Here is a 19,156-nt window from a genome sequence, read left to right on the forward strand (position 1 = left end):
TTGAATTCTTCTGGGTAGGGTTGCTTGCTCTGCATGGCACCTCCGATTGGGCCTCAGTTTGAGGCTCGAAGGTGTCTACTGAACCCGGGGCGATTCAAGTTGAGCGCGGAATGCAATCCACAGTTCCTAAGCTACGTGCTTAGGAGTGACTTCGGCCGATCGCAAATTGCGGCCGATGCAAGAGGGTCGAGCATGACGATGGCCAAGATCTCTCAAGGGCACATTGCTTCTTGGCTGTCCCCAGTACCGTTCCCGGACGAACAAGCTGAAATCGTCACATTCCTTGATGCGGAGAGCTCGAAAGTAGATGAGCTGAGTGCTGAGGCTGGCAAGGCAATTGCGTTGCTCAAGGAGCGACGCTCCGCCCTCATCGCCGCCTCCGTCACTGGCCAGATTGATGTGCGTGGCTTTGTAGCCCCACGCCCTCCAGCCTCAGAGGTTATGCCCGCATGAGCGCCACTCTTTCCAACGTCCCCGGCAAGTCCATTCGTCTGTTCCTGGTCGATGGAACACCTGGCGGCTTGCTCACGGCAGAGATCCCCAACTGGACGGGACATGTGCTTGCCGGTCCGCGCTCGCGCTTGGCCGATGTGCTCAAGCGCTCCGAGAGCCGTCGCCCAGGGCTCTACCTGCTGCTGGGCCAACATGCAGAGACTGGCGAGCCGCTCGCTTATATCGGTGAGAGCGAGTCATTGGACGAAAGGCTGGCCCAGCATGCTCGCCCCGAGGAGCAGCGCGGCAAGGACTTCTGGGATCGTGTGGTGCTGATCACGAGCAAGGACGCCAACCTGACCAAGGGGCACCTTCGCTTCGTGGAGAGTCGATTGATCACACTGGCGCTAACGGCCAAGCGCATGGCGCTGGACAACACCAAAGGCACGATCAACGAATACGGCCTGTTGCCCGAAGCGGACCAGGCCGACATGCTCTATTTCATCGAGCAATTGCGCCTGCTGTTGCCGATGCTGGGGGTGGATCTATTGCGAGAAACGGCGGGCGCCCTCGTGTCAGGCACATCAGGCGTGGCCAGCACGAAGCCTTTGACAAGTTTTGCTCCTCCCGGGCCGGTGCGATTTGAACTGTCTTCCCCAAAGGCTGGAGTACGAGCTGAAGCAGTCGAGTTGGATGGCGAGTTCGTGGTGCAGGCTGGCGCGGTGGCTCGGGCCGACTGGAGTGAATCCCAGCTAGGGTTCGGCTACCAAAAGCTGCATGCGCAGCTGATGTCGCAAGGCGTATTGAGTGCGGAAGGTGCACCTCCCGGCATGTTGCGGTTCACTGCGCCGTATGCATTCAACAGCCCGAGCGCGGCATCTGCCGTGTTGCTGGCTCGATCGGACAACGGCCGCAAATCCTGGCGAGTCGCAGGTAGCAACATGAGCTATGCGGAGTGGCAGAGTCAGCAGGTGGAGGCCTCGATGGTTCAGCAACTCGGTGAGTTGCCCATCGTCGGCGAGTAAGGCTGGCTCGCAAGTTAAAGGAAATCGGCTTTCTTTAACTTGAGCGGGATCCAAGGAAAACATGCCGGCAATCGGCTTGCCAAACTTTCTACCGTCAGCGATATTCGCAATTCGCGAACAGCGAATATGAGTGAGTGATGGAACTCAAACCCCAAGACCTGCTGGTACTGCTGAAGGTGGCGGCGCATCCGCCGCAGCGCTGGACCTATGCCGCGCTGGGTGAGGCGCTGACCATGAGCGCCTCGGAGGCGCACGCCTGCGTGAAGCGGGCTGTGGCGGCGGGTTTGGCGGTGGCGCCTGCGCGCGGCGAGTGGTCGCCGGTGCGGCCAAACCTGCTGGAGTTCGTTCTGCACGGCGTGCGCTATGTCTGGCCGGCCACGGCCGGACCGGTCAAGCGGGGCGTGCCCACGGCTTTTGGGGCCGAGCCGCTGGCCAGTCTGTTGGCAGCAGCGCCCGGTGAGGCACCGGTCTGGGCCCACCCCACCGGGGCAGCCAAGGGGCCGACGCTCTCGCCCCTGTACCGCACCGCGCCGCAGGCGGCGCTGGCCGATCCGGCGCTGCATCGACTGCTGGCCCTGCTCGATGCCTTGCGCACTGGGCGTGCGCGCGAGCGCAGCCTGGCTGCCAAGCTGATGACGGACGAGCTGATGCGTTTCTACGCGGGGGACAGCAGCCATGCGGGCCAATGACCCCAATCTGCCCGACCTGCGCCGCATTGCCGCGGCGCTGGGCGAGCTGCGCGAGCAGGTGGTGTTCGTCGGCGGCGCTGTGGCCGGCCTGCTGGTGACCGACCCCTTGGCCGACAGCGTGCGCGCCACGCGTGATGTGGACGCGGTGGTGAATGCCAGTCGGGCGATGTTCCACCGCATCGAGGAGCAGGTGGCCGAGCGCGGCTTCGTGCGCGATGCCAGCAGCGAGGTGATCTGCCGCTGGGTGCACAAGGCCTCGGGCGTGGTGTTTGACCTGATGCCGGTGCAGCCCGAGGTGTTGGGCTTTACCAACCGCTGGTATGCGTATGCGGTGCAGACGGCCGAGCCGGTCGATCTGGGAGAGGGCGTCACGATACGGCTGGTCAGTGCCGTGGCGTTTGTCGCGACCAAGCTGGAGGCCTTCGCTAGCCGCGGTGGCGGTGATTTCATGAGCAGCCACGATCTCGAAGACGTGCTGAACATCGTGGATGGCCGCGAAGAGCTGGTCCAGGAAATGGCCGCAGCACCGGCCGAATTGCGGCAGGCGGTGGGTGCCGCCTTTGCGCGACTGCTGGCGAACCCGGACTTCGCCAATGTGCTGCCCGGCCTGGTGGCTGAGCCGGAGCGCGCGGGCCTGGTGCTGGAGCGGTTGAGAGCCATGAGCCCATGAATCCATGAACCAGCGACGGGGCGCTTGCCGATAAACAAGAACAGGGAGTTCGCGTGCCATCTCTACACAAAGAGGTCCATTTCGAGACCGAGATCTGCACCCATCTGAGCCAGCACGGCTGGCTCTATGCCGAGGGTGACGCAGCGCAGTTCGACACCGCGCAGGGCCTGTACCTGCCCGACCTGCTGGCCTGGGTGGAGCACACGCAGCCCGATGCTCACCAGCGGCTGCTGAAGACCCACGGCGCCCAGCTCGGGGCGGTGCTGGCCGAGCGGGTGCGCAAGAACCTGGGCGAGCGCGGCACGCTGGACGTGCTGCGCCGTGGCGTGGAGATGCTGGGGCTGAAGGAGCCCTTGCAGCTGGCGCAGTTCAAGCCGGCCCTGAGCCTGAACCCGGCCATCCAGCAGCGCTACGAGGCCAATCGGCTGCGCGTGCTGCGCCAGGTGCACCACTCACCCAACAAGCCCAAGGACGCGATCGACCTGCTGCTGTGCCTGAACGGCGTGCCGGTGGCGACGGCCGAGCTGAAATCCGACTTCACGCAGAGCGTGCACGACGCGGTGGATCAGTACCGCTTCGACCGGCTGCCGCAGCCCAAGGGCGGCCTGCTGGAGCCGGTGCTGGGCTTTCCGGGTGGCGCGCTGGTTCACTTTGCGGTGAGCCAGTCCGAGGTGCGCATGAGCACCAAGCTGGCTGGGCCGGAAACGGTGTTCCTGCCCTTCAACCGGGGCAACAACGGTGCAGCGGGCAATGCGCCGAACCCCGAAGGCTTTGCCACGGCCTACCTGTGGGAAGAGGTCTGGGCCCGCGAGAGCTGGCTGGACATCCTGCATCGCTACCTGGTGGCAAAGCGCGACGACAAGAAGCGCATCAAGGCGGTGATATTCCCGCGCTACCACCAGCTCGACGCCACACGGCGCCTGGTGGCCGATGTCCTGGCCAATGGGCCTGGACAGCGATACCTGATCCAGCACTCGGCCGGGTCGGGCAAGACCAACTCGATCGCCTGGACGGCGCACTTCCTGGCTGACCTGCACGACGCCCAGCACCAAAAGCTGTTCGACAGCGTGCTGGTGGTCAGCGACCGCACGGTGCTGGACGCGCAGCTGCAAGAGGCGATCTTCGACTTCGAGCGCACCACCGGCGTGGTGGCCAGCATTACCAACGAGTCAGGCAGCAAGAGCGAACAGCTGTCGCAGGCGCTGAAGGACGGCAAGAAGATCATCGTCTGCACGATCCAGACCTTCCCTTTCGCCTTGCAGGCGGTGCAGGAGCTGGCGGCCACGCAGGGCAAGCGCTTTGCGGTGATCGCCGACGAGGCGCACAGCTCGCAGGCCGGCGAGGCGGCGGCCAAGCTCAAGCAGCTGCTGTCGGCCGAGGAGTGGGCGGCGCTGCAAGATGGCGGCGAGGTGGATACCGAGGCGCTGCTGGCGGCGCAGATGGAAGCCCGCGCGGCCCAGGGCAAGGGGCTGACCTATGTGGCCTTCACCGCCACGCCCAAGGCCAAGACGCTGGAGCTGTTCGGCCGGCCCGGGCCGGATGGACTGCCGCAGCCCTTCCACGTGTATTCGATGCGGCAGGCGATCGAGGAGGGCTTCATCCTCGACGTGCTGAAGAACTACACCAGCTATCACCTGGCCTTCAAGCTGGCGCACAACGGCCAGGAGTACGACGAGCAACAGGTGGAGCGCTCGGCGGCGATGAAGGGGATCATGCAGTGGGTGCGGCTGCACCCCTACAACATCGCCAGCAAGGTGCAGATCGTGGTGGAGCACTACCGAGAGAACGTGCAGCCGCTGCTGGAGGGCCGTGCCAAGGCCATGGTGGTGGTCGGCAGTCGCAAAGAGGCGGTGCGCTGGCAGAAGGCGATCCGCGAGTACATCGCGCGGCAGAACTATCCGCTGGGCGTGCTGGTGGCCTTCTCGGGCGAGGTGATGGACGCGGAGAGCTATCCCGATGCGGTGACTGAGGCGAGCCAGCTGCTGAACCCGGGCCTGAAGGGGCGGGACATCCGCGATGCTTTCGCAGAACCCGATTACCACCTGCTGCTGGTGGCCAACAAGTTCCAGACCGGCTTCGACCAGCCGCTGCTGTGCGGCATGTATGTGGACAAGATGCTGGGTGGCATCCAGGCGGTGCAGACGCTCTCGCGGCTGAACCGCGCCTACCCCCGAAAGGACACCACCTACATCCTCGACTTCGTGAACGAGCCGGCCGAGATCCTGAAGGCCTTCAAGACCTACTACGAAACCGCCGAACTCGAAGCCACGACCGATCCGCACCTGGTCTATGACCTGCGCGCCAAGCTGGATGCCAGCGGCCACTACGACGATTTCGAGGTCGATCGCGTGGCCAAGGTAGAGCTGGATCCTAACGGTACGCAGAAACAGCTGGATGCCGCCATTGCCCCGGTGGCAGACCGGCTGCTAAAGCGCTACAAGCAGGCCCAGCAGGAGCACGCCCAGGCAACAGCCGCGGAAGACGACAAGGGCGCCAAGGCGGCGAAGGACGTGCTGGACGCACTGGTGCTGTTCAAGGTGGACATGGGCGCCTTCGTGCGGCTCTATGCCTTCCTGGGCCAGATCTTCGACTACGGCAACACCGACATCGAGAAGCGTTTCCTGTTCTACAAGCGCCTGATTCCCTTGCTGGAGTTTGGCCGCGAGCGCGCCGAGGTGGATCTGTCCAAGGTGGTGCTGACCCACCACACGCTGAAGAGCCGCGGCAAGCCCGCCCTGGCGCTGGATGCCGAGGGCAAGTACAAGCTGCCGCCGATCGATGCGCTGGGCAGTGGCATGGTGCAGGAGAAGCAGCAGGCCTACCTGAACGAGATCATCGAGAAAGTGAACGGCCTGTTCGAGGGCGAGCTGAGCGACGGCGACCAGCTGGTCTATGTGAACGGCGTGCTCAAGGGCAAGCTGCTGGAAAACGAGACCCTGATGCAGCAGGCCGCCAGCAACAGCAAGGAGCAGTTCGCAGCATCACCTGACCTGGGCAGCGCCTTGATGGAGGCCATCATGGACGCGCTGGAAGCGCACCAGGCGATGAGTTCCCAGGCCCTGGCTTCCAAGCGGGTGCAGGAGGGGCTCAGGGACATCCTGCTGGGGCCGGCGCAGCTGTATGAGGCGCTGCGGGCGAGGGCGGGGATGCCAAGGGGGGCGCAACTGTGACGACAGACAAGACCTCCCAACCGGAGCCGACGGCAGCTGAGCTAAGGCCAGTGTCGTCGCTGCCCGCCAACGGCGCGGCGCTGGACGAGCCGACCCACTACTGCTTTGCCAGTCGGGACCGGCCTCCTGTTGAAGTGCAGGGGCCGCAGGGCCTTTCGGCCAGACTCCTCCGCTGGTTGATGCGGTCGACGGAGTGATTGGCGAATTGCCATGTTCAAGGAGATCCGGCAGGGGCTGATGAAGCAGTGGGGAATCCTGCTGGCCAGGACAGGGATGCAAAGGGGGGGCGATCATGACAGGGCACGACACTCGCCACGCTTGCTCGACGCAGCATTTGATCTGGCGAGCTCCGACACGCATCCGGTCAACTCGTCTTGAAAGTGCCGACGGCGGCAGCGCAGCAGGCCAAGTCTGAAAAACATGCAGTTTATGAAAACTCTTGAGGAGCGCAGGTGCAACGTAATCTGAAGGTCAGCATCGATGCGAGTACGTGGCCAAGCAGTGGCTCGCAGCCATCGTTTCCCGCCACCTTCACGAATGGGACTAGTACTTATGCACTAAACATTCCGGCAATGCTCTTGACGATTGGGTACCTGACGACACCAACGTCTTCGGCTGGTGTTTCATTGAGCGAGTTTTGGGCGTGGGTTCGCTACTTGGCCGCAATTGCGAAGCAGTCGGACCTCAGTCTCACGCGAAGCTTTTGGGATCTTGATGCACACCAAAAAACCATCCTCAGTGATGACTTCGGCATGGGCGTCCCCATCCTCTGGTTGCATGACAAGCTGTCTTTTGCGCAGGTCGTCGACGGACGCTACTTCATGCAGCGGATCGCTAGTTCTCTCGGTGCTACCCAAGCGCGTACGGCTAAGCGTGGACCGAATAAGACACCTGACTTCGTGGCGCAGGATGTGTCTGGGATGTGGCACGTCATCGAGTGCAAGGGAACGCAATCCGGTTCCGAATACAGCCTCAAGCAGCTTGGCGTGAAGGGGCCTCCGCCTGAGGGGGGGGTCGCGCAGAAGCTTTCAATCCAGTTTCCCCCAGGCCACACTGGGCAACGCTTGGTTTGCGGCTTGAGCATCGACATTGAAGGCGGCGCCGGAAGTGTGCTCAAGATCGTTGATCCAATGCCCAGGGAGCCGTTTGTCTTGGGTGAACAGCAAATGAATCTTGCTCAAGATGCTGCCAATCGTGGCGTGATGGCGCGAGCTCTGCGCATGGCCGGATTTGAGGTGACCGCAGAGTCTGTGGCCTCGCCCTTCGGACCGCGGCCCGAGGACAAGCGGGCTCGCACCTCAAAGGCTGAATACGCGCGCAAGAAGGTAACAGAGGAACGGGACCGGAGGTCTCGCGAAGAGATCCGCGGAGTCATCTCTAGGGGCCATTCTTTCAATGGCGACTTCCGCGGCCGAGAGACAGTTGTTGCGCTGCCTCGTGAAGTAGTCGTCGACGGTCAGTCGGTGAGGAGGGTTGTCATTCGGCAAGGCGTGAACCGGGAGGCACTGGAGGAAATAGAGCAAAAGCCATCGGTGGAGGTCCTCGCGGACCAAGGTAGCACGGTGAAGTGGACAAGTCGTATCGGCAAGAGTGTCGTGGAGGGGCAGGGTCGAACCGCGACGATGCGCATTGGCAGCGTCTTTCGCTTGGACGTTGGCCTGGAGGCGTAGCGAGGTGTCCGCGACAACTCGTCGTGGATGACAGCGGCTCTGTCCGAACTGTTCGTTCGCTGGGGAACGGCCTGACGGTTTCACATGACCGGAATTCGTTCGACAGCTTGGGTACAGCCGCAGCGCCCGATGGACACCATTCGCTGCGAGGCTGCCTCATGGATTCAGCGGTTTTAGGCTGAGTGCTGCCTTTCAGCCATGACGGGCGAATTGCCGTTTTTGCCAGGACTCGCCGCTGTGTGCGGCAGGAAGTGGCAAACGAACAAGCGAGAGGCGAGCCTCATCAAAAAGGAGGAGGAGCATCAAACGCTCCTGTGGAACACTTCAAATGAGGCAATCGTCTTGAAACGATCAGCCTGGACAAGCTCGCAATAGCACTTGCGGTCGCGTTGGTCTCAAGGTGTGCGATTTGGGCCGGACTCAGATTGGTCCTGTGAGATCAGATTGACGTCGAAGCTCGGAAACTCCGCTCCTGCTGAGCCAAAGAGAGTTTGAGAACGCCCCTGCCGAGCCGGGCATCCCAACCAGGTGCGTTGCCATCGGAGGACCCGGTCGTGAGAATAGTTAAAGCTATTGGGTTGCCATCGGCAGTCGCTGTTACTGTCTCAGTATTGATGTCAGGCTGCAGTGCCACTAAAGCGCCGACTGTCGATCCGCATCCATTCGACAAGACCTTGCGGCGCGACGGTGCCCACGGTGCAATCCTGGGCGCCATTGGTTGGAAGCAGTACGGTGGACTCGGCTTCGAAAGGCAGGCGACGCCTGCTTGGCAATTCGACGTTTTCAACGCGTCAAGCCTGGAAATCGACCAATCGGTCGAGGCGGGGCTCAAGGAGCTAAAGGTCTCGGTCAAAGACTTGGCTGACATTGCAGCGAAGGCCGGCTACACCTCAACTAAGCAGTACAGGCTCACCACCCTTCAGATTCGCGAGCCATTGAGGCTCGCTCGCGAAGTCGAGGGTGCAATCAAGAATGATGCGCAAGTGCGCGCTCTGCTTAGCGATCCCGCGACTCGGATCGTTACGTCAATCGTCACCATCGCGGACAGCAAGCTTGCAGATGCCGTGAGCGCCAACCTTGGCGCGAATGGTACCGGCAGAACGGGGAGCGGCCCCCTTGCCATTTCATTCGACTTCGGCGGTGGTTCCAAGTACGAACTGAAGATCGCCGATGGGGCGGTTGTCCTGTACGCGCTTTCGAGGTTTTGCTGGGATACCGCCGGTAACCTTGTCACGCTTAAGGTTGATGGTCCCAAGACGGACGATTGCCCCACCGGCTTGAAGTCAGCCAGGCCGGCGACGCAGTAGGGCTCTGGCTGGCAACGAATCAGTGCCGACGTATCGGCCGGCCACTTCGGCCGGCGCCACTGGCGCGAGTCGGGTCGCGTTGGTGATGGCCATTCCACCGATTCCCGGCAACTTGCAAGCTTGGGGCCTACTCTCCTGAGCCGCTCGCCAACGCCCCGAACGAATTAGCGCTAGCGTGTCCCGCGGTCACCAGAAGCAGCGACCGCTTAATGGTGGTCATCGTTCATTCGCCATGGTGGCGGCGACAGGCGGCAATCGCTGCTAAGCCGTCAGCCAGAGATGGCTATCGACATTGCCAAACTTGGTGCGCAAACTCGCAGGAGCCGTCGCAGTGCGACTGCATAGCCACCGCGTGGCGACAGCATAGCCACCACATGGCGACCGCATAGCCACCGCATGGCGACCGCATAGCCACCGCACAGCGATCGCATAGCGACCGCATAGCCACCGCACTGCAATCGCATTGCCACCTCACGGCGAGCATCGACTGAGCTGTGGCGTGATGGGTGGCGTGCCTCCCGTCACCGCGGTGCGCGCGAGCTCGTGGCGCACCACTTCCTCAATACCTGCAACGGCACCTACAACGGCCCTACAACGGCACCTACAACGGTCCCGCAACGGCACATGAGATCCATCTGAAACGGCTTCGCAAGGGTTGCGGGACAGTTGCCAAGCGGCCTTTAAACCTATGCGGAACGGCAGCAGACATGTTGCCTACCGTTCCGAAAGGCTCTTGGGTCAGGGCAGCGGTTGATCTGTTGCGAGGTCACCCTTAGGCCATGGCGATCGGAGTTAAGCGGCGCGCAGCGGGACAACGTTGCTGCCAGGCGCGACACCGCGACTCAGCTGAGCCAGGCGTTCCCCCAGAGCATGGAACGCGCGCAGGCGGTCCTCCATGCGGTCGTCCTTGATGTAGATGCGGCCGAGCTTGTCCTGGGGCTTGTGGTTCAGGCACAGGTGGATCACGTTGTCGCTGATGCCAGCCTTGCTCATCAGCGTGGCTGCGGTCCTTCGGAGGTCGTGCGGGGTCCACTTGCCGCCGGGGAGCAGCAGGGCACCGGTGCGCTTGGTTCGTCCGGACATGCGCTCGCCACTCGATCGCTGCCGGTCCTGAAGCTGCTTGTTGATCGACTTGGTGCAGACTGGGCCCTTGCCCAGGCTGTTTGGGAATACCCAAGGCGTCGGTTTGCCGTCCTCCTGCATCTCACGCAGGGCGGCGAGGCGCTCGAACTGCTCAACAGCGAAGTCGCTCAACTGCACCACATGGTCCTGCTGGTTCTTGGTGTCGTAGATCTTCCAGATTCTGGCTTGTAGATCGACGCGCCCCAGCTTGGCATTCACTAGGTCAGCGTTCGGCTGGAGCGTTTCGTCGGATTGCTCGGCGTCAGCCCAGACCGCGCCCATCAGCTCACCTATCCGGCAGGCCATGGAGAGGATCAACCAGATAGCGGTTTCTGTCCGGGGGCTCAGGCCTGCTCGTGGGGCTATCTGTACCAACTGGGTGATCTCGTCATCTTGCAAATAGCGATCACGCTCCACCTCTTTGCCCCCGCCGTCACGCTTTTTCGAAATGCCATGCGTGGGGTCGGCCGTGACCATCTCTCTGATGTAGGCGAACGTGAACATCTGCCGCAAGTTGGCGAGGACGACGTTGGTCGTGCGGCTCAGGCCAGCTGCCTTTACATGGTCCAACACCGCCATGATGTCGCCGCGGCGGATCTCGTCGGCCAGACGATCGCCGATCAACGGGAATACGTGCTTGTTGAACTGCTGCTCGATCGCGGCGCCGCCGTCTTTTCTGCCGTGGCGCTCACCGTTACTCAGCAGGGTTGGGCGAAGCTCAGTGTTCTTCCAGCGAGCAAACAACTGGCGCACGGTGAGTCTTCGCTCGCGCTCTAGCTGCGCAAGTCTCTCAGCTTCAGCCTGTGCTCGGCGCTCTCTCTCGGCCATCTCGCGGGCGGCTTCTGCCTCGCGAATCGCATCGGCTTTTGACTGTGCCAGATACGCGCGTACATCACGGATTCCGGAACGATAGAGCGCCTGATATTCGGCGGCCTTGTCTCGTGCCTGCTGCACGGTAAAGGTAGAGGCGCCATCGCCTCGCTGGGCATAGGGCCCAATTGGAAGCCGGACGCGCTCGCCATCCGTTCCGGTGTAGCGGAAGTAGAAGACACGGCTACCCGCTGGTGTGATCCTGCCTACTAACTGCCCTTGTCCGCGCGCAGCTCCATCCTTCAGCCAAACGTCTTTGTCGCCAGGCTTGGCCTGCATGCCCTTGTCTGTGATCGATCCCATCGAAAGGTCTTGGCAATCCTTGTTTCATCGGCGGGCTGAACCCTGGTGACCGTCTGGTGCCCGTTCGGTGCCCGTTTGTTGCTGGCTGGGACTGTACCGCCAAAGACGCGTCTGGACAGAAGTTTCGCGTAAAGCATTGATTTATAAGGAATTGTCCTGGCGGGGATGGATGGCTGTGTTTGGTCTTGGATGCCTCAAAACTTGCATGGGGTGCAAGGGGTAGCGAGTTCGAATCCCGCCACCCCGACCATAGACAGCGAGAAAGATCAACGGGTTAGTCCTACCAGGGGCTAACCCGTTTCTCCTTTCTGACGCCTGCGTTCTGGTGCCGCAGTGGCTTGATGCCGCCAACAGGTGCCACCTGATCCGGGGTCTCGCCCTTGGGAAAACCCTGTCGTGCAGCGGCGCCTGCGCGACACGCAGGGCTTGTGAAGGCCGATACCATCCGCGCGGGATGCGCTGCTGATGGTTCCGCCACTTGTGGTCCCAGCAGTGCCTTCACGACAACAGCATCGGCAACGACCGATGTGCGGAGACATGCATGCAAGTGCTGCAACTGCTCGTCAGTGGCGTTGCCCAGGGCTGTATCTATGGACTCATCGCCCTGGGTTTCGTGCTGATCTACAAGGCCACCGAGACGGTGAGCTTTGCCCAGGGCGACCTGATGATGGTCGGCGCCTTCGGTGGCCTGCTGACGATGACGCTGCTGGGCCTGCCATTCTGGGTGTCGATACTGGCTGCCGTCGCCGGCATGGGTCTGTTCGGCGTGCTCGTCGAGCGGCTGGTGATCCGGCCCATCCTGGGCCAGCCGGCATTTGCCATCGTGATGCTGACCATCGGTGTGGGCTATGTGCTGCGCGGTGTGATCACCATGATCCCGGGCATTGGCACCGACACGCATAGCCTGCCAGTGCCCTATGCGGGCCAGGTGCTGAATCTTGCCGGGCTGGTCGTGGCGGCCGAGCAGCTGGTGATCATCGGTGTGACTGCCGTGCTCTGCGCCGGCCTGTTCGCGATGTTCAAGTACAGCAAGCTGGGCATCGCGATGCAGGCTTCCTCGCAGAACCAGCTGGCGGCCTACTACATGGGCATCCCGGTGAAGCGGCTCAATGGTCTGGTGTGGGGCATGGCCGCGGGCGTGGCCTGCATCGCCGGACTGCTGCTCGCGCCGATCACCTTCGTGCACGCGAACATGGGTTTCATCGGGCTGAAGGCATTCCCGGCCGCGGTGGTCGGCGGCTTCAGCAGCTTGCCGGGGGCCATCGTCGGCGGGCTGGTGATCGGCGTTGTCGAGTCGCTGTCGGGCTTCTATCTGCCCGAAGGCTTCAAGGACATCGCGCCCTATCTGGTGGTGCTGCTGATGCTGGTGCTCAAGCCCAACGGGCTGTTCGGCGAAGCACTGCGCAAGAAGGTCTGAGAAGGGAAAGCACAGAACCCATGCGATTCATCTTCAAGACCGATTACGAGCAGGACATCCGCCTGGCCAAGCATGGCGGGCATGTGTTCTGGTACGGCCTGCTCTGTCTCTTCCTCGCCGTGGCGCCGTGGAGCCTGCCCGAGTACTGGCTCGCGCAGCTGACCTTCGTGCTGATCTACGCCATCGTCGGCCTGGGGCTGATGCTGCTGGCGGGCTTCACCGGCCTGTTCTCGCTTGGGCACGCGGCCTTCCTCGGCGTGGGCGCCTATACCGAGGCGGTGCTGGGCAATGCCGGCTGGCCGTTCCCGCTGTCCATCGCCTGCGCCGGCCTGCTGTCGGCGGCAGTGGGCATGGTGGTGGGCCTGCCGGCGCTGCGCGTCAAGGGCATCTACCTGGGCATGGCCACGCTGGCCTTCGGCTTCATCGTCGAGGAAGGCCTGGCCCGCTGGGAGCATGTCACCGGCGGCAATGCCGGTCTGATGGTGAACCCGCCGTCCATCGGCAGCTGGACCATAGACAGCACCGAGGGCTTCTACTTCCTGTGCCTGCTGCTGTGCGTCGGTGCGACGCTGGCCATCGTGAACCTGCTGCGTTCGCCGACCGGCCGTGCCTTCGTGGCCATCCGCGATTCGGAGATCTCGGCGCAGAGCATGGGCATACACCTGGCGCGTTACAAGACGCTCTCGTTCGGGCTCTCCGCGGCACTGGCCGGCATCGGCGGCGCGCTGTATGCGCACAAGATCCAGTTCCTCTCGCCGGACCAGTTCTCCATCGTGCAGTCCATCGACCTGCTGCTGATGGTGGTGATCGGCGGGCTGGGCTCCATCCACGGTGCCTTCCTGGGGGCGATCTTCCTGATCGTGATGCCGCAGCTGATCGCGCTGGCCAAGGATGTGCTGCCGGCGGCGATCGGCCAGTCCACCGGACTGCAGGGTACGGTCTACGGCCTGGTGCTGATCGGCTTCGTGCTCTTCGAGCCCATGGGCCTGTACGGGCGCTGGCTGAAGATCCGTACCTGGTTCCAGCTGTTCCCGTTCTACCGCAAGGGCATGTTCAAGCGGCAGAAGTCCTTCCAGAAGTCCGACCGCCTGAAGTGACGAGCAAGCACGATGACTGACGACATCCTTCTCTCGGCCCGGGATCTCAGCGTGCGCTTCGGCGGCGTGCTGGCGGTCAACAAGGTCAGCTTCGACGTGCGCCGCGGCGAGGTGTTCACGCTGATCGGCCCCAACGGCGCGGGCAAGACGACCGTCTTCAACCTGATCAGCCGCATCTACACGCCCACCAGCGGCACGATCAGCTATGCCGGCCCGCAGGGCATGTTGACGCTCACCGAGCAGCCGCCGCACCGCATCGCCGGGCTGGGCATCGCGCGCACCTTCCAGAACATCGAGCTCTTCGAGCACGCCACCGTGCTGCAGAACTTGCTGATCGGCCGCCACACCCACCGGCAGACCGGGCTGTGGAGCGAGATCTTCTTCACCGGCCGCACGCGCGCCGCCGAGATCGCCGCGCGCGAGAAGGTGGAGCAGGTGATCGACTTCCTCGACCTGCAGCACTACCGCGAATCGATGGTGGCGGGTCTGCCCTACGGCGTGCGCAAGGTGGTGGAGCTGGCGCGCGCGCTGTGCACCGAGCCGCGCCTGCTGCTGCTGGACGAACCCTCGTCGGGCCTGAACGTGGAAGAGACCGAGGACATGGCCTTCTGGATCAGCGACATCAAGAACGAGCTGGGCATCACCGTGCTGATGGTCGAGCACGACATGAGCCTGGTCTCCAAGGTCTCCGACCGCGTGCTGGCCATGAGCATGGGTGCCGAGCTGGCCACCGGCACGCCGGCCGAGGTGCAGAGCCACCCCGGCGTGATCGAGGCCTACCTGGGCACGGTGGACGATGTCTCCAGCCTTCGCCGCGAGAACTGGCAGGGGGCCCGCGCATGACCACCCTGACAACCAGCGCGCCGGCGGGCGGCGACGCGAGCGTGATGCTCAAGCTGCTCAATGTCGAGAGCGCCTACGGCCCGATCAAGGCCATCCGCGGCGTCAGCCTACAGGTGCGGCGCGGCGAGATCGCCACCGTGCTGGGCAGCAACGGCGCCGGCAAGACCACGATCCTGAAGACCATCAGCGGCATCATCGATCCGCGCAAGGGCAGCATCGAGTTCAAGGGCGAGGACATCACCGCGCAGGACCCGGCGCTGATCGTGCAGCGCGGCCTGATGCATGTTCCCGAAGGGCGCGAGGTCTTCCCGCTGCTCTCGGTGCGCGACAACCTCTTGATGGGCGCCTACACCCGCCACGACCGCGACGGCGTGGCGCGCGACATGGAGCTGGTGTTCGACTACTTCCCCATCCTGCGCGAACGTGCCGCGCAGGACGCTGGTCTGCTCTCCGGCGGCCAGCAGCAGATGCTGGCGATCAGCCGCGCGCTGATGGCCAACCCCGAGCTGATCCTGCTGGACGAGCCCAGCCTGGGTCTCTCACCCAGGCTGACCAAGGAGATCTTCGAGATCGTCGTGCGCATCAACCGCGAGCGCGGCACCACCATCCTGCTGGTCGAGCAGAACGCCAATATGGCGCTCAATGCCTCGGACTACGGCTATGTGCTGGAGAACGGCCGCATCGTGATGGAAGACAGCTGCGCCAAGCTGCGCGAGAAGGACGACATCAAGGAGTTCTACCTCGGCATGAAGGAAGCCGGCGTGCGCGCCGACCGCCGCTGGAAGAAAAAGAAGACCTGGAGATGATGACCACATGAGCTGCCTCTGGGACCTTTCCAAGATCCAGCCGCGCACCGAGATCGCGATGCCCGGCGACACCATTCCGGCCATGTTCTGGAATGCGGTCGAGCGCCGCGGCCCGAACATCTGGCTGCGCCAGAAGCACCTGGGCATCTGGCGCAGCTGGAGCTGGACGCAGGTGGGCGAAGCGGTGCGCGAGATCGCGCACGGGCTGATGGCGCTGGGCTTCGCGGGGCGCGAGACTGCGTCCATCCTTGCCAACACCAAGATCGAATGGGTGCTGTGCGACCTGGCGGTGCTCAGCGCCAACGGCGTCTCCAACGGCATCTACCCGACCGACGCGCCCGAGCAGGTGCACTACCTCTGCGAAGACTCGCGCTCCACCGTGGTCTTCGTCGAGGACGACGAGCAGCTCGACAAGGTGCTGGAGGTGCGCGATCGCCTGCCGCTGCTTCGCAAGATCGTCGTCTTCGACATGGAAGGCCTGCGCGACTTCGACGACCCCATGGTGATCAGCCTCGATGCGCTGCGCGAGCTGGGCCGCGAACACCAGCGTCAGCAGCCGCAGGCGCTGCAGCAGCGCCTGGCCGCGGTGCAGCCGCAGGACCTGGCCATCCTCGTCTACACCTCCGGCACCACCGGCAAGCCCAAGGGCGCGATGCATGCGCACCAGGGCCTGGTCTATGCGGCGCGCGGCTTCAACACGCTGATCGCGCGCAGCGACGAGGACGAATGCATGTGCTTCCTGCCGCTGTGCCATATCGCCGAGCGCATGGGCGGCGAGTACTTCTCGCTCTACACCGGCTCCAAGCTCAACTTCGTCGAGAACCCCGAGACCGTGCCCGAGAACGTGCGCGAGATCGCGCCCACCGTGTTCACCGCCGTGCCGCGCGTGTGGGAGAAGTTCTATTCCGGCGTGATGATCGCGCTGAAGGAAGCCACCCGCTCGCAGCAGGCCGCCTATGCCTGGGCCATAGGCGTGGGCCGCCGCGTGGCCGACCTGGTGCTGGAGGGCAAGCCGGTGCCCGGCGCGCTGAAGCTGCAGTTCCACGCCGCCCGCCTGCTGGTGCTGAACAATGTGCGCAAGCTGATCGGCATCCACCGCGCGCGCTTCCTCGTCACCGGCGCCGCGCCGATCTCGCCCGACCTGGTGCGCTGGTATCTGTCGCTGGGCGTGCCGATGCTGGAAGTCTGGGGCATGACCGAGACCTGCGGCGCCTCCACTGGCGTGCCGGCCACGCGCATCAAGCCCGGCAGCATCGGCCCGGCGGCGCACTTCAACGAGGTGCGCATCGACCCCGCCACCGGCGAGATCCAGGTGCGCGGCCCCAATGTCTTCATGGGCTATCTGAACCAGCCCGAGAAGACGGCCGAGACCATCAGCGCGGACGGCTGGCTGCACACCGGCGATGTGGGCGTGATGGATGAGGAGGGGTTTTTCCGCATCACCGACCGCATGAAGGACATCATCATCACTGCGGGCGGCAAGAACATCACGCCCAGCGAATTCGAGAACGAGCTGAAGTTCTCGCCCTACATCACCGATGCGGTGGTGATCGGCGACAAGCGGCCCTACCTCACCGTGATCATCATGATCGACCAGGAAAACGTCGAGAAGTTTGCGCAGGACCACGACGTGCCGTTCTCCAACTACGCCAGCCTGACGCGCTCTCCCGAGGTGCAGCAGCTGATCCAGGAGGTGATCGACGCGGTCAACAAGAAGTTCGCGCGCGTCGAGCAGGTGAAGAAGTTCTGGCTGCTGGACACCCAGCTCAGCGCCGAGGACGAAGAGCTCACGCCGACGATGAAGCTCAAGCGCAAGCTGGTGCAGCAGAAGTACGCCGCGCAGATCGAGGCCATGTACCGCTGAGAGGCAGCAAACGAACAGACAGACAAGCAGACACGGATCAGACAAGAAAGAAAGCCGCAGCGTCCCTTTCCCCCGAGGCTATCCATACCAACAAGCCGTTAGCAGCAAGGAGACAAGACCGATGAAAGCCAGACACCTTCCCTCTCTGATCGCCAGCGCCGCGCTGGCGCTCTCGGCCGGCACCGCGCTGGCGCAACAGCAGGGCGTGAGCAAGAACGAGATCGTTCTGGGCTCCATCCAGGACCTGTCCGGCCCGCTGGCCGGCTTCGGCAAGCAGATCCGCTTCGGCATGATGCTGCGCGTGGACGAGATCAACGAGCAGGGTGGCATCAACGGCCGCAAGCTCAAGCTGCTGGTCGAAGACAGCAAGTACGACCCCAAGAACGCCGTGCTCGCCGCGCAGAAGCTGGTCAACCAGGACAAGATCTTCGCGATGGTGGGCCACCTGGGCACCGCGCAGAACATGGCCGCGATGCCGGTGCAGTTCCAGAAGAACGTGCTGAACTTCCTGCCCGTGACTGCCGCGCGCGAAATGTACGAGCCCTTCCACAAGCTCAAGTACTCCTTCGCCGCCACCTACTACGACCAGATGCGCATCAGCCTGCCCAAGCTGGTCAAGGAGAAGGGCGCCAAGAAGGTCTGCACCGTCTACCAGGACGACGAGTTCGGCCTTGAAGTGGTGCGCGGCGCCAAGGAGGGCCTGAAGACCATAGGCATGGAGATGGCCGAGGAAGCCAGCTTCAAGCGCGGCGCCACCGAGTTCGGCTCGCAGATGCAGAAGCTCGCCGCCGCGCAGTGCGACTTCGTCGTGCTGGGCACCATCATCCGCGAGACCGTGGGCACCATCGCCACCGCGCGCAAGCTGGGCTTCAACCCCACCTTCATGGGCAGCAGCGCCGCCTACACCGACCTGATCCACAAACTGGGCGGCCCGGCGATGAACGGCCTGTACGCCACCATGACGGTGCAGAACCCCTATCTGGACGACGCCTCGCAGCCGATCCGCTTCTGGGCCGCCAAGTACAAGACTAAGTTCAATGAAGACCCGACCGTGTTCTCGGTCTACGGCTACAGCATCATCGACGTGTTCGCCACCGCCGCGGGCAAGGCCGGTGCCAACCTGACGACCGACAGTTTCATCAAGGTCATGGACAGCCTGAAGGTGCCGCCGGATATCTTCGGCAGCGCTGAATTCACCTTCGGCCCGCAAAAGCGCCTGGGCAGCAACGCCTCGCGCATGTCGCAGATCCAGGACGGCAAGTGGAAGGTGGTGTCGGGCTACGTGAACAACTGACCGTACCGCGCCTTCACGCACAAGCCGCCGAGCGCATCCGCGCCGGCGGCTTTTCTATTTCTTTTCGTTCCTGCGGTCTCTTGGCTTGCCCTGTTGCCTGCGCAGCTCAGCGCCGCGCCGTGCGGCTGGCCGGGTCACGCAGCGGCGCAAGCAGCTCGCGCAGCCCGTTGTGGTCGATCTCCTGCATCAAGGCCAGCAGCCGCCCGATCTCGCCCTTGGGGAACCCTTCGCGCGCAAACCAGTTCAGGTAATTGCCCGGCAGGTCGGCCAGCAGCACACCCTGATGCTTGCCGAAGGGCATGGGGGTGGTGACGAGCTTTTGGAGGTCGGCGGGGTGCATGGAGGAGAGGGTAACGCGCCGGCCGGCTTGATCTGGCGATCGGGCTGGCCTGCCTGCCGCAGGCTTCAGGGGTTCTTCGCTGGCGCTAACGCCGCGGCTGATGACATACTCGCCGCCAAGCAGGCTAGCACCTGCCAGCAACCCACCGAGCGATCCCCCTGTTGGATGTGTAACAAGCTGCCGCTTTTGCCCGAAAAAATAGTGTCGAGTTAAACGGCACTGACGAGGAGGAAATTC

Annotated in this window: 16 protein-coding genes; 14 read left to right on the forward strand and 2 right to left on the reverse strand. The window is 63.4% G+C overall.

Annotated elements, in window-relative coordinates:
• The first annotated feature begins 192 nt into the window (after positions 1 to 192).
• From AC2EBS_RS00005 to AC2EBS_RS00040, 8 genes are all read left to right on the forward strand, one after another.
• Positions 193 to 453 carry a hypothetical protein gene (locus tag AC2EBS_RS00005; RefSeq protein ID WP_484726333.1) on the forward strand — a complete coding sequence of 87 codons (261 nt, stop codon included), beginning with the start codon at positions 193 to 195 and terminating at the stop codon, positions 451 to 453.
• On the forward strand, positions 450 to 1,457 hold the full coding sequence (locus AC2EBS_RS00010) for a GIY-YIG nuclease family protein (protein WP_484726334.1): 1,008 nt from the start codon (positions 450 to 452) through the stop codon (positions 1,455 to 1,457). The genes AC2EBS_RS00005 and AC2EBS_RS00010 overlap by 4 nt, the downstream gene beginning before the upstream one ends.
• 137 nt (positions 1,458 to 1,594) lie before the next feature.
• Complete coding sequence (locus tag AC2EBS_RS00015) at positions 1,595 to 2,146, forward strand: hypothetical protein (RefSeq protein ID WP_484726335.1); 552 nt, start codon at positions 1,595 to 1,597, stop codon at positions 2,144 to 2,146.
• Positions 2,133 to 2,816, forward strand: a complete 684-nt coding sequence (locus AC2EBS_RS00020; RefSeq protein ID WP_484726336.1) for a hypothetical protein — start codon at positions 2,133 to 2,135, stop codon at positions 2,814 to 2,816. The genes AC2EBS_RS00015 and AC2EBS_RS00020 overlap by 14 nt, the downstream gene beginning before the upstream one ends.
• Positions 2,817 to 2,869: 53 nt before the next feature.
• Entirely contained in the window at positions 2,870 to 5,986 is a 3,117-nt protein-coding gene (locus AC2EBS_RS00025; protein WP_484726337.1) for a type I restriction endonuclease subunit R, read from the forward strand.
• A 210-nt stretch (positions 5,987 to 6,196) separates the two neighbouring features.
• Complete coding sequence (locus tag AC2EBS_RS00030; RefSeq protein WP_484726338.1) at positions 6,197 to 6,364, forward strand: hypothetical protein; 168 nt, start codon at positions 6,197 to 6,199, stop codon at positions 6,362 to 6,364.
• Positions 6,365 to 6,558: 194 nt separating this feature from the next.
• The gene (locus AC2EBS_RS00035; protein WP_484726339.1) at positions 6,559 to 7,656 is read left to right on the forward strand and encodes a hypothetical protein; all 1,098 of its coding nucleotides are present in this window, start codon (positions 6,559 to 6,561) and stop codon (positions 7,654 to 7,656) included.
• A 614-nt stretch (positions 7,657 to 8,270) separates the two neighbouring features.
• A complete protein-coding gene (locus tag AC2EBS_RS00040) occupies positions 8,271 to 8,963 on the forward strand; it encodes a hypothetical protein (RefSeq protein ID WP_484726340.1) in 693 nt (230 codons plus the stop codon).
• 792 nt (positions 8,964 to 9,755) lie between these two features.
• Here AC2EBS_RS00040 and AC2EBS_RS00045 read toward each other — a convergent pair.
• A complete protein-coding gene (locus AC2EBS_RS00045; RefSeq protein ID WP_484726341.1) occupies positions 9,756 to 11,258 on the reverse strand; it encodes a tyrosine-type recombinase/integrase in 1,503 nt (500 codons plus the stop codon).
• A 541-nt stretch (positions 11,259 to 11,799) separates the two neighbouring features.
• Here AC2EBS_RS00045 and AC2EBS_RS00050 point away from each other — a divergent pair.
• The 6 genes from AC2EBS_RS00050 (at position 11,800) to AC2EBS_RS00075 (ending at position 18,579) form a co-directional block, all read left to right on the forward strand.
• On the forward strand, positions 11,800 to 12,675 hold the full coding sequence (locus AC2EBS_RS00050; protein WP_484726342.1) for a branched-chain amino acid ABC transporter permease: 876 nt from the start codon (positions 11,800 to 11,802) through the stop codon (positions 12,673 to 12,675).
• A gap of 20 nt (positions 12,676 to 12,695) precedes the next feature.
• Positions 12,696 to 13,772, forward strand: coding sequence for a branched-chain amino acid ABC transporter permease (locus AC2EBS_RS00055; RefSeq protein WP_484726343.1), 1,077 nt, complete (start codon positions 12,696 to 12,698; stop codon positions 13,770 to 13,772).
• Between the two features lie 12 nt (positions 13,773 to 13,784).
• Positions 13,785 to 14,615: an ABC transporter ATP-binding protein gene (locus AC2EBS_RS00060; protein ID WP_484726344.1), complete on the forward strand. Its 831-nt coding sequence runs from the start codon at positions 13,785 to 13,787 to the stop codon at positions 14,613 to 14,615.
• Entirely contained in the window at positions 14,612 to 15,421 is an 810-nt protein-coding gene (locus tag AC2EBS_RS00065) for an ABC transporter ATP-binding protein (RefSeq protein WP_484726345.1), read from the forward strand. Before AC2EBS_RS00060 ends, AC2EBS_RS00065 begins: the two co-directional genes overlap by 4 nt.
• 7 nt (positions 15,422 to 15,428) lie before the next feature.
• Positions 15,429 to 17,285 carry an AMP-dependent synthetase/ligase gene (locus AC2EBS_RS00070; RefSeq protein WP_484726346.1) on the forward strand — a complete coding sequence of 619 codons (1,857 nt, stop codon included), beginning with the start codon at positions 15,429 to 15,431 and terminating at the stop codon, positions 17,283 to 17,285.
• Positions 17,286 to 17,406: 121 nt separating this feature from the next.
• The gene (locus tag AC2EBS_RS00075; RefSeq protein ID WP_484726347.1) at positions 17,407 to 18,579 is read left to right on the forward strand and encodes an ABC transporter substrate-binding protein; all 1,173 of its coding nucleotides are present in this window, start codon (positions 17,407 to 17,409) and stop codon (positions 18,577 to 18,579) included.
• 106 nt (positions 18,580 to 18,685) lie between these two features.
• Here the strand turns inward: AC2EBS_RS00075 and AC2EBS_RS00080 are convergent, their stop codons facing one another.
• Positions 18,686 to 18,919 carry a DUF3820 family protein gene (locus tag AC2EBS_RS00080; protein WP_484726348.1) on the reverse strand — a complete coding sequence of 78 codons (234 nt, stop codon included), beginning with the start codon at positions 18,917 to 18,919 and terminating at the stop codon, positions 18,686 to 18,688.
• Positions 18,920 to 19,156 lie beyond the last annotated feature (237 nt).

It is taken from the genome of Roseateles sp. T103 (assembly GCF_057219915.1).

Bases quoted from the DNA above. Each gene is read 5' to 3' on its own strand.
- AC2EBS_RS00005 (WP_484726333.1), top strand. From the start codon at position 193: ATGACGATGGCCAAGATCTCTCAAGGGCACATTGCTTCTTGGCTGTCC.
- AC2EBS_RS00010 (WP_484726334.1), top strand. From the start codon at position 450: ATGAGCGCCACTCTTTCCAACGTCCCCGGCAAGTCCATTCGTCTGTTC.
- AC2EBS_RS00015 (WP_484726335.1), top strand. From the start codon at position 1,595: ATGGAACTCAAACCCCAAGACCTGCTGGTACTGCTGAAGGTGGCGGCG.
- AC2EBS_RS00020 (WP_484726336.1), top strand. From the start codon at position 2,133: ATGCGGGCCAATGACCCCAATCTGCCCGACCTGCGCCGCATTGCCGCG.
- AC2EBS_RS00030 (WP_484726338.1), top strand. From the start codon at position 6,197: ATGTTCAAGGAGATCCGGCAGGGGCTGATGAAGCAGTGGGGAATCCTG.
- AC2EBS_RS00035 (WP_484726339.1), top strand. From the start codon at position 6,559: ATGCTCTTGACGATTGGGTACCTGACGACACCAACGTCTTCGGCTGGT.
- AC2EBS_RS00040 (WP_484726340.1), top strand. From the start codon at position 8,271: ATGTCAGGCTGCAGTGCCACTAAAGCGCCGACTGTCGATCCGCATCCA.
- AC2EBS_RS00045 (WP_484726341.1), bottom strand. From the start codon at position 11,258: ATGGGATCGATCACAGACAAGGGCATGCAGGCCAAGCCTGGCGACAAA.
- AC2EBS_RS00050 (WP_484726342.1), top strand. From the start codon at position 11,800: ATGCAAGTGCTGCAACTGCTCGTCAGTGGCGTTGCCCAGGGCTGTATC.
- AC2EBS_RS00055 (WP_484726343.1), top strand. From the start codon at position 12,696: ATGCGATTCATCTTCAAGACCGATTACGAGCAGGACATCCGCCTGGCC.
- AC2EBS_RS00060 (WP_484726344.1), top strand. From the start codon at position 13,785: ATGACTGACGACATCCTTCTCTCGGCCCGGGATCTCAGCGTGCGCTTC.
- AC2EBS_RS00065 (WP_484726345.1), top strand. From the start codon at position 14,612: ATGACCACCCTGACAACCAGCGCGCCGGCGGGCGGCGACGCGAGCGTG.
- AC2EBS_RS00070 (WP_484726346.1), top strand. From the start codon at position 15,429: ATGAGCTGCCTCTGGGACCTTTCCAAGATCCAGCCGCGCACCGAGATC.
- AC2EBS_RS00075 (WP_484726347.1), top strand. From the start codon at position 17,407: ATGAAAGCCAGACACCTTCCCTCTCTGATCGCCAGCGCCGCGCTGGCG.
- AC2EBS_RS00080 (WP_484726348.1), bottom strand. From the start codon at position 18,919: ATGCACCCCGCCGACCTCCAAAAGCTCGTCACCACCCCCATGCCCTTC.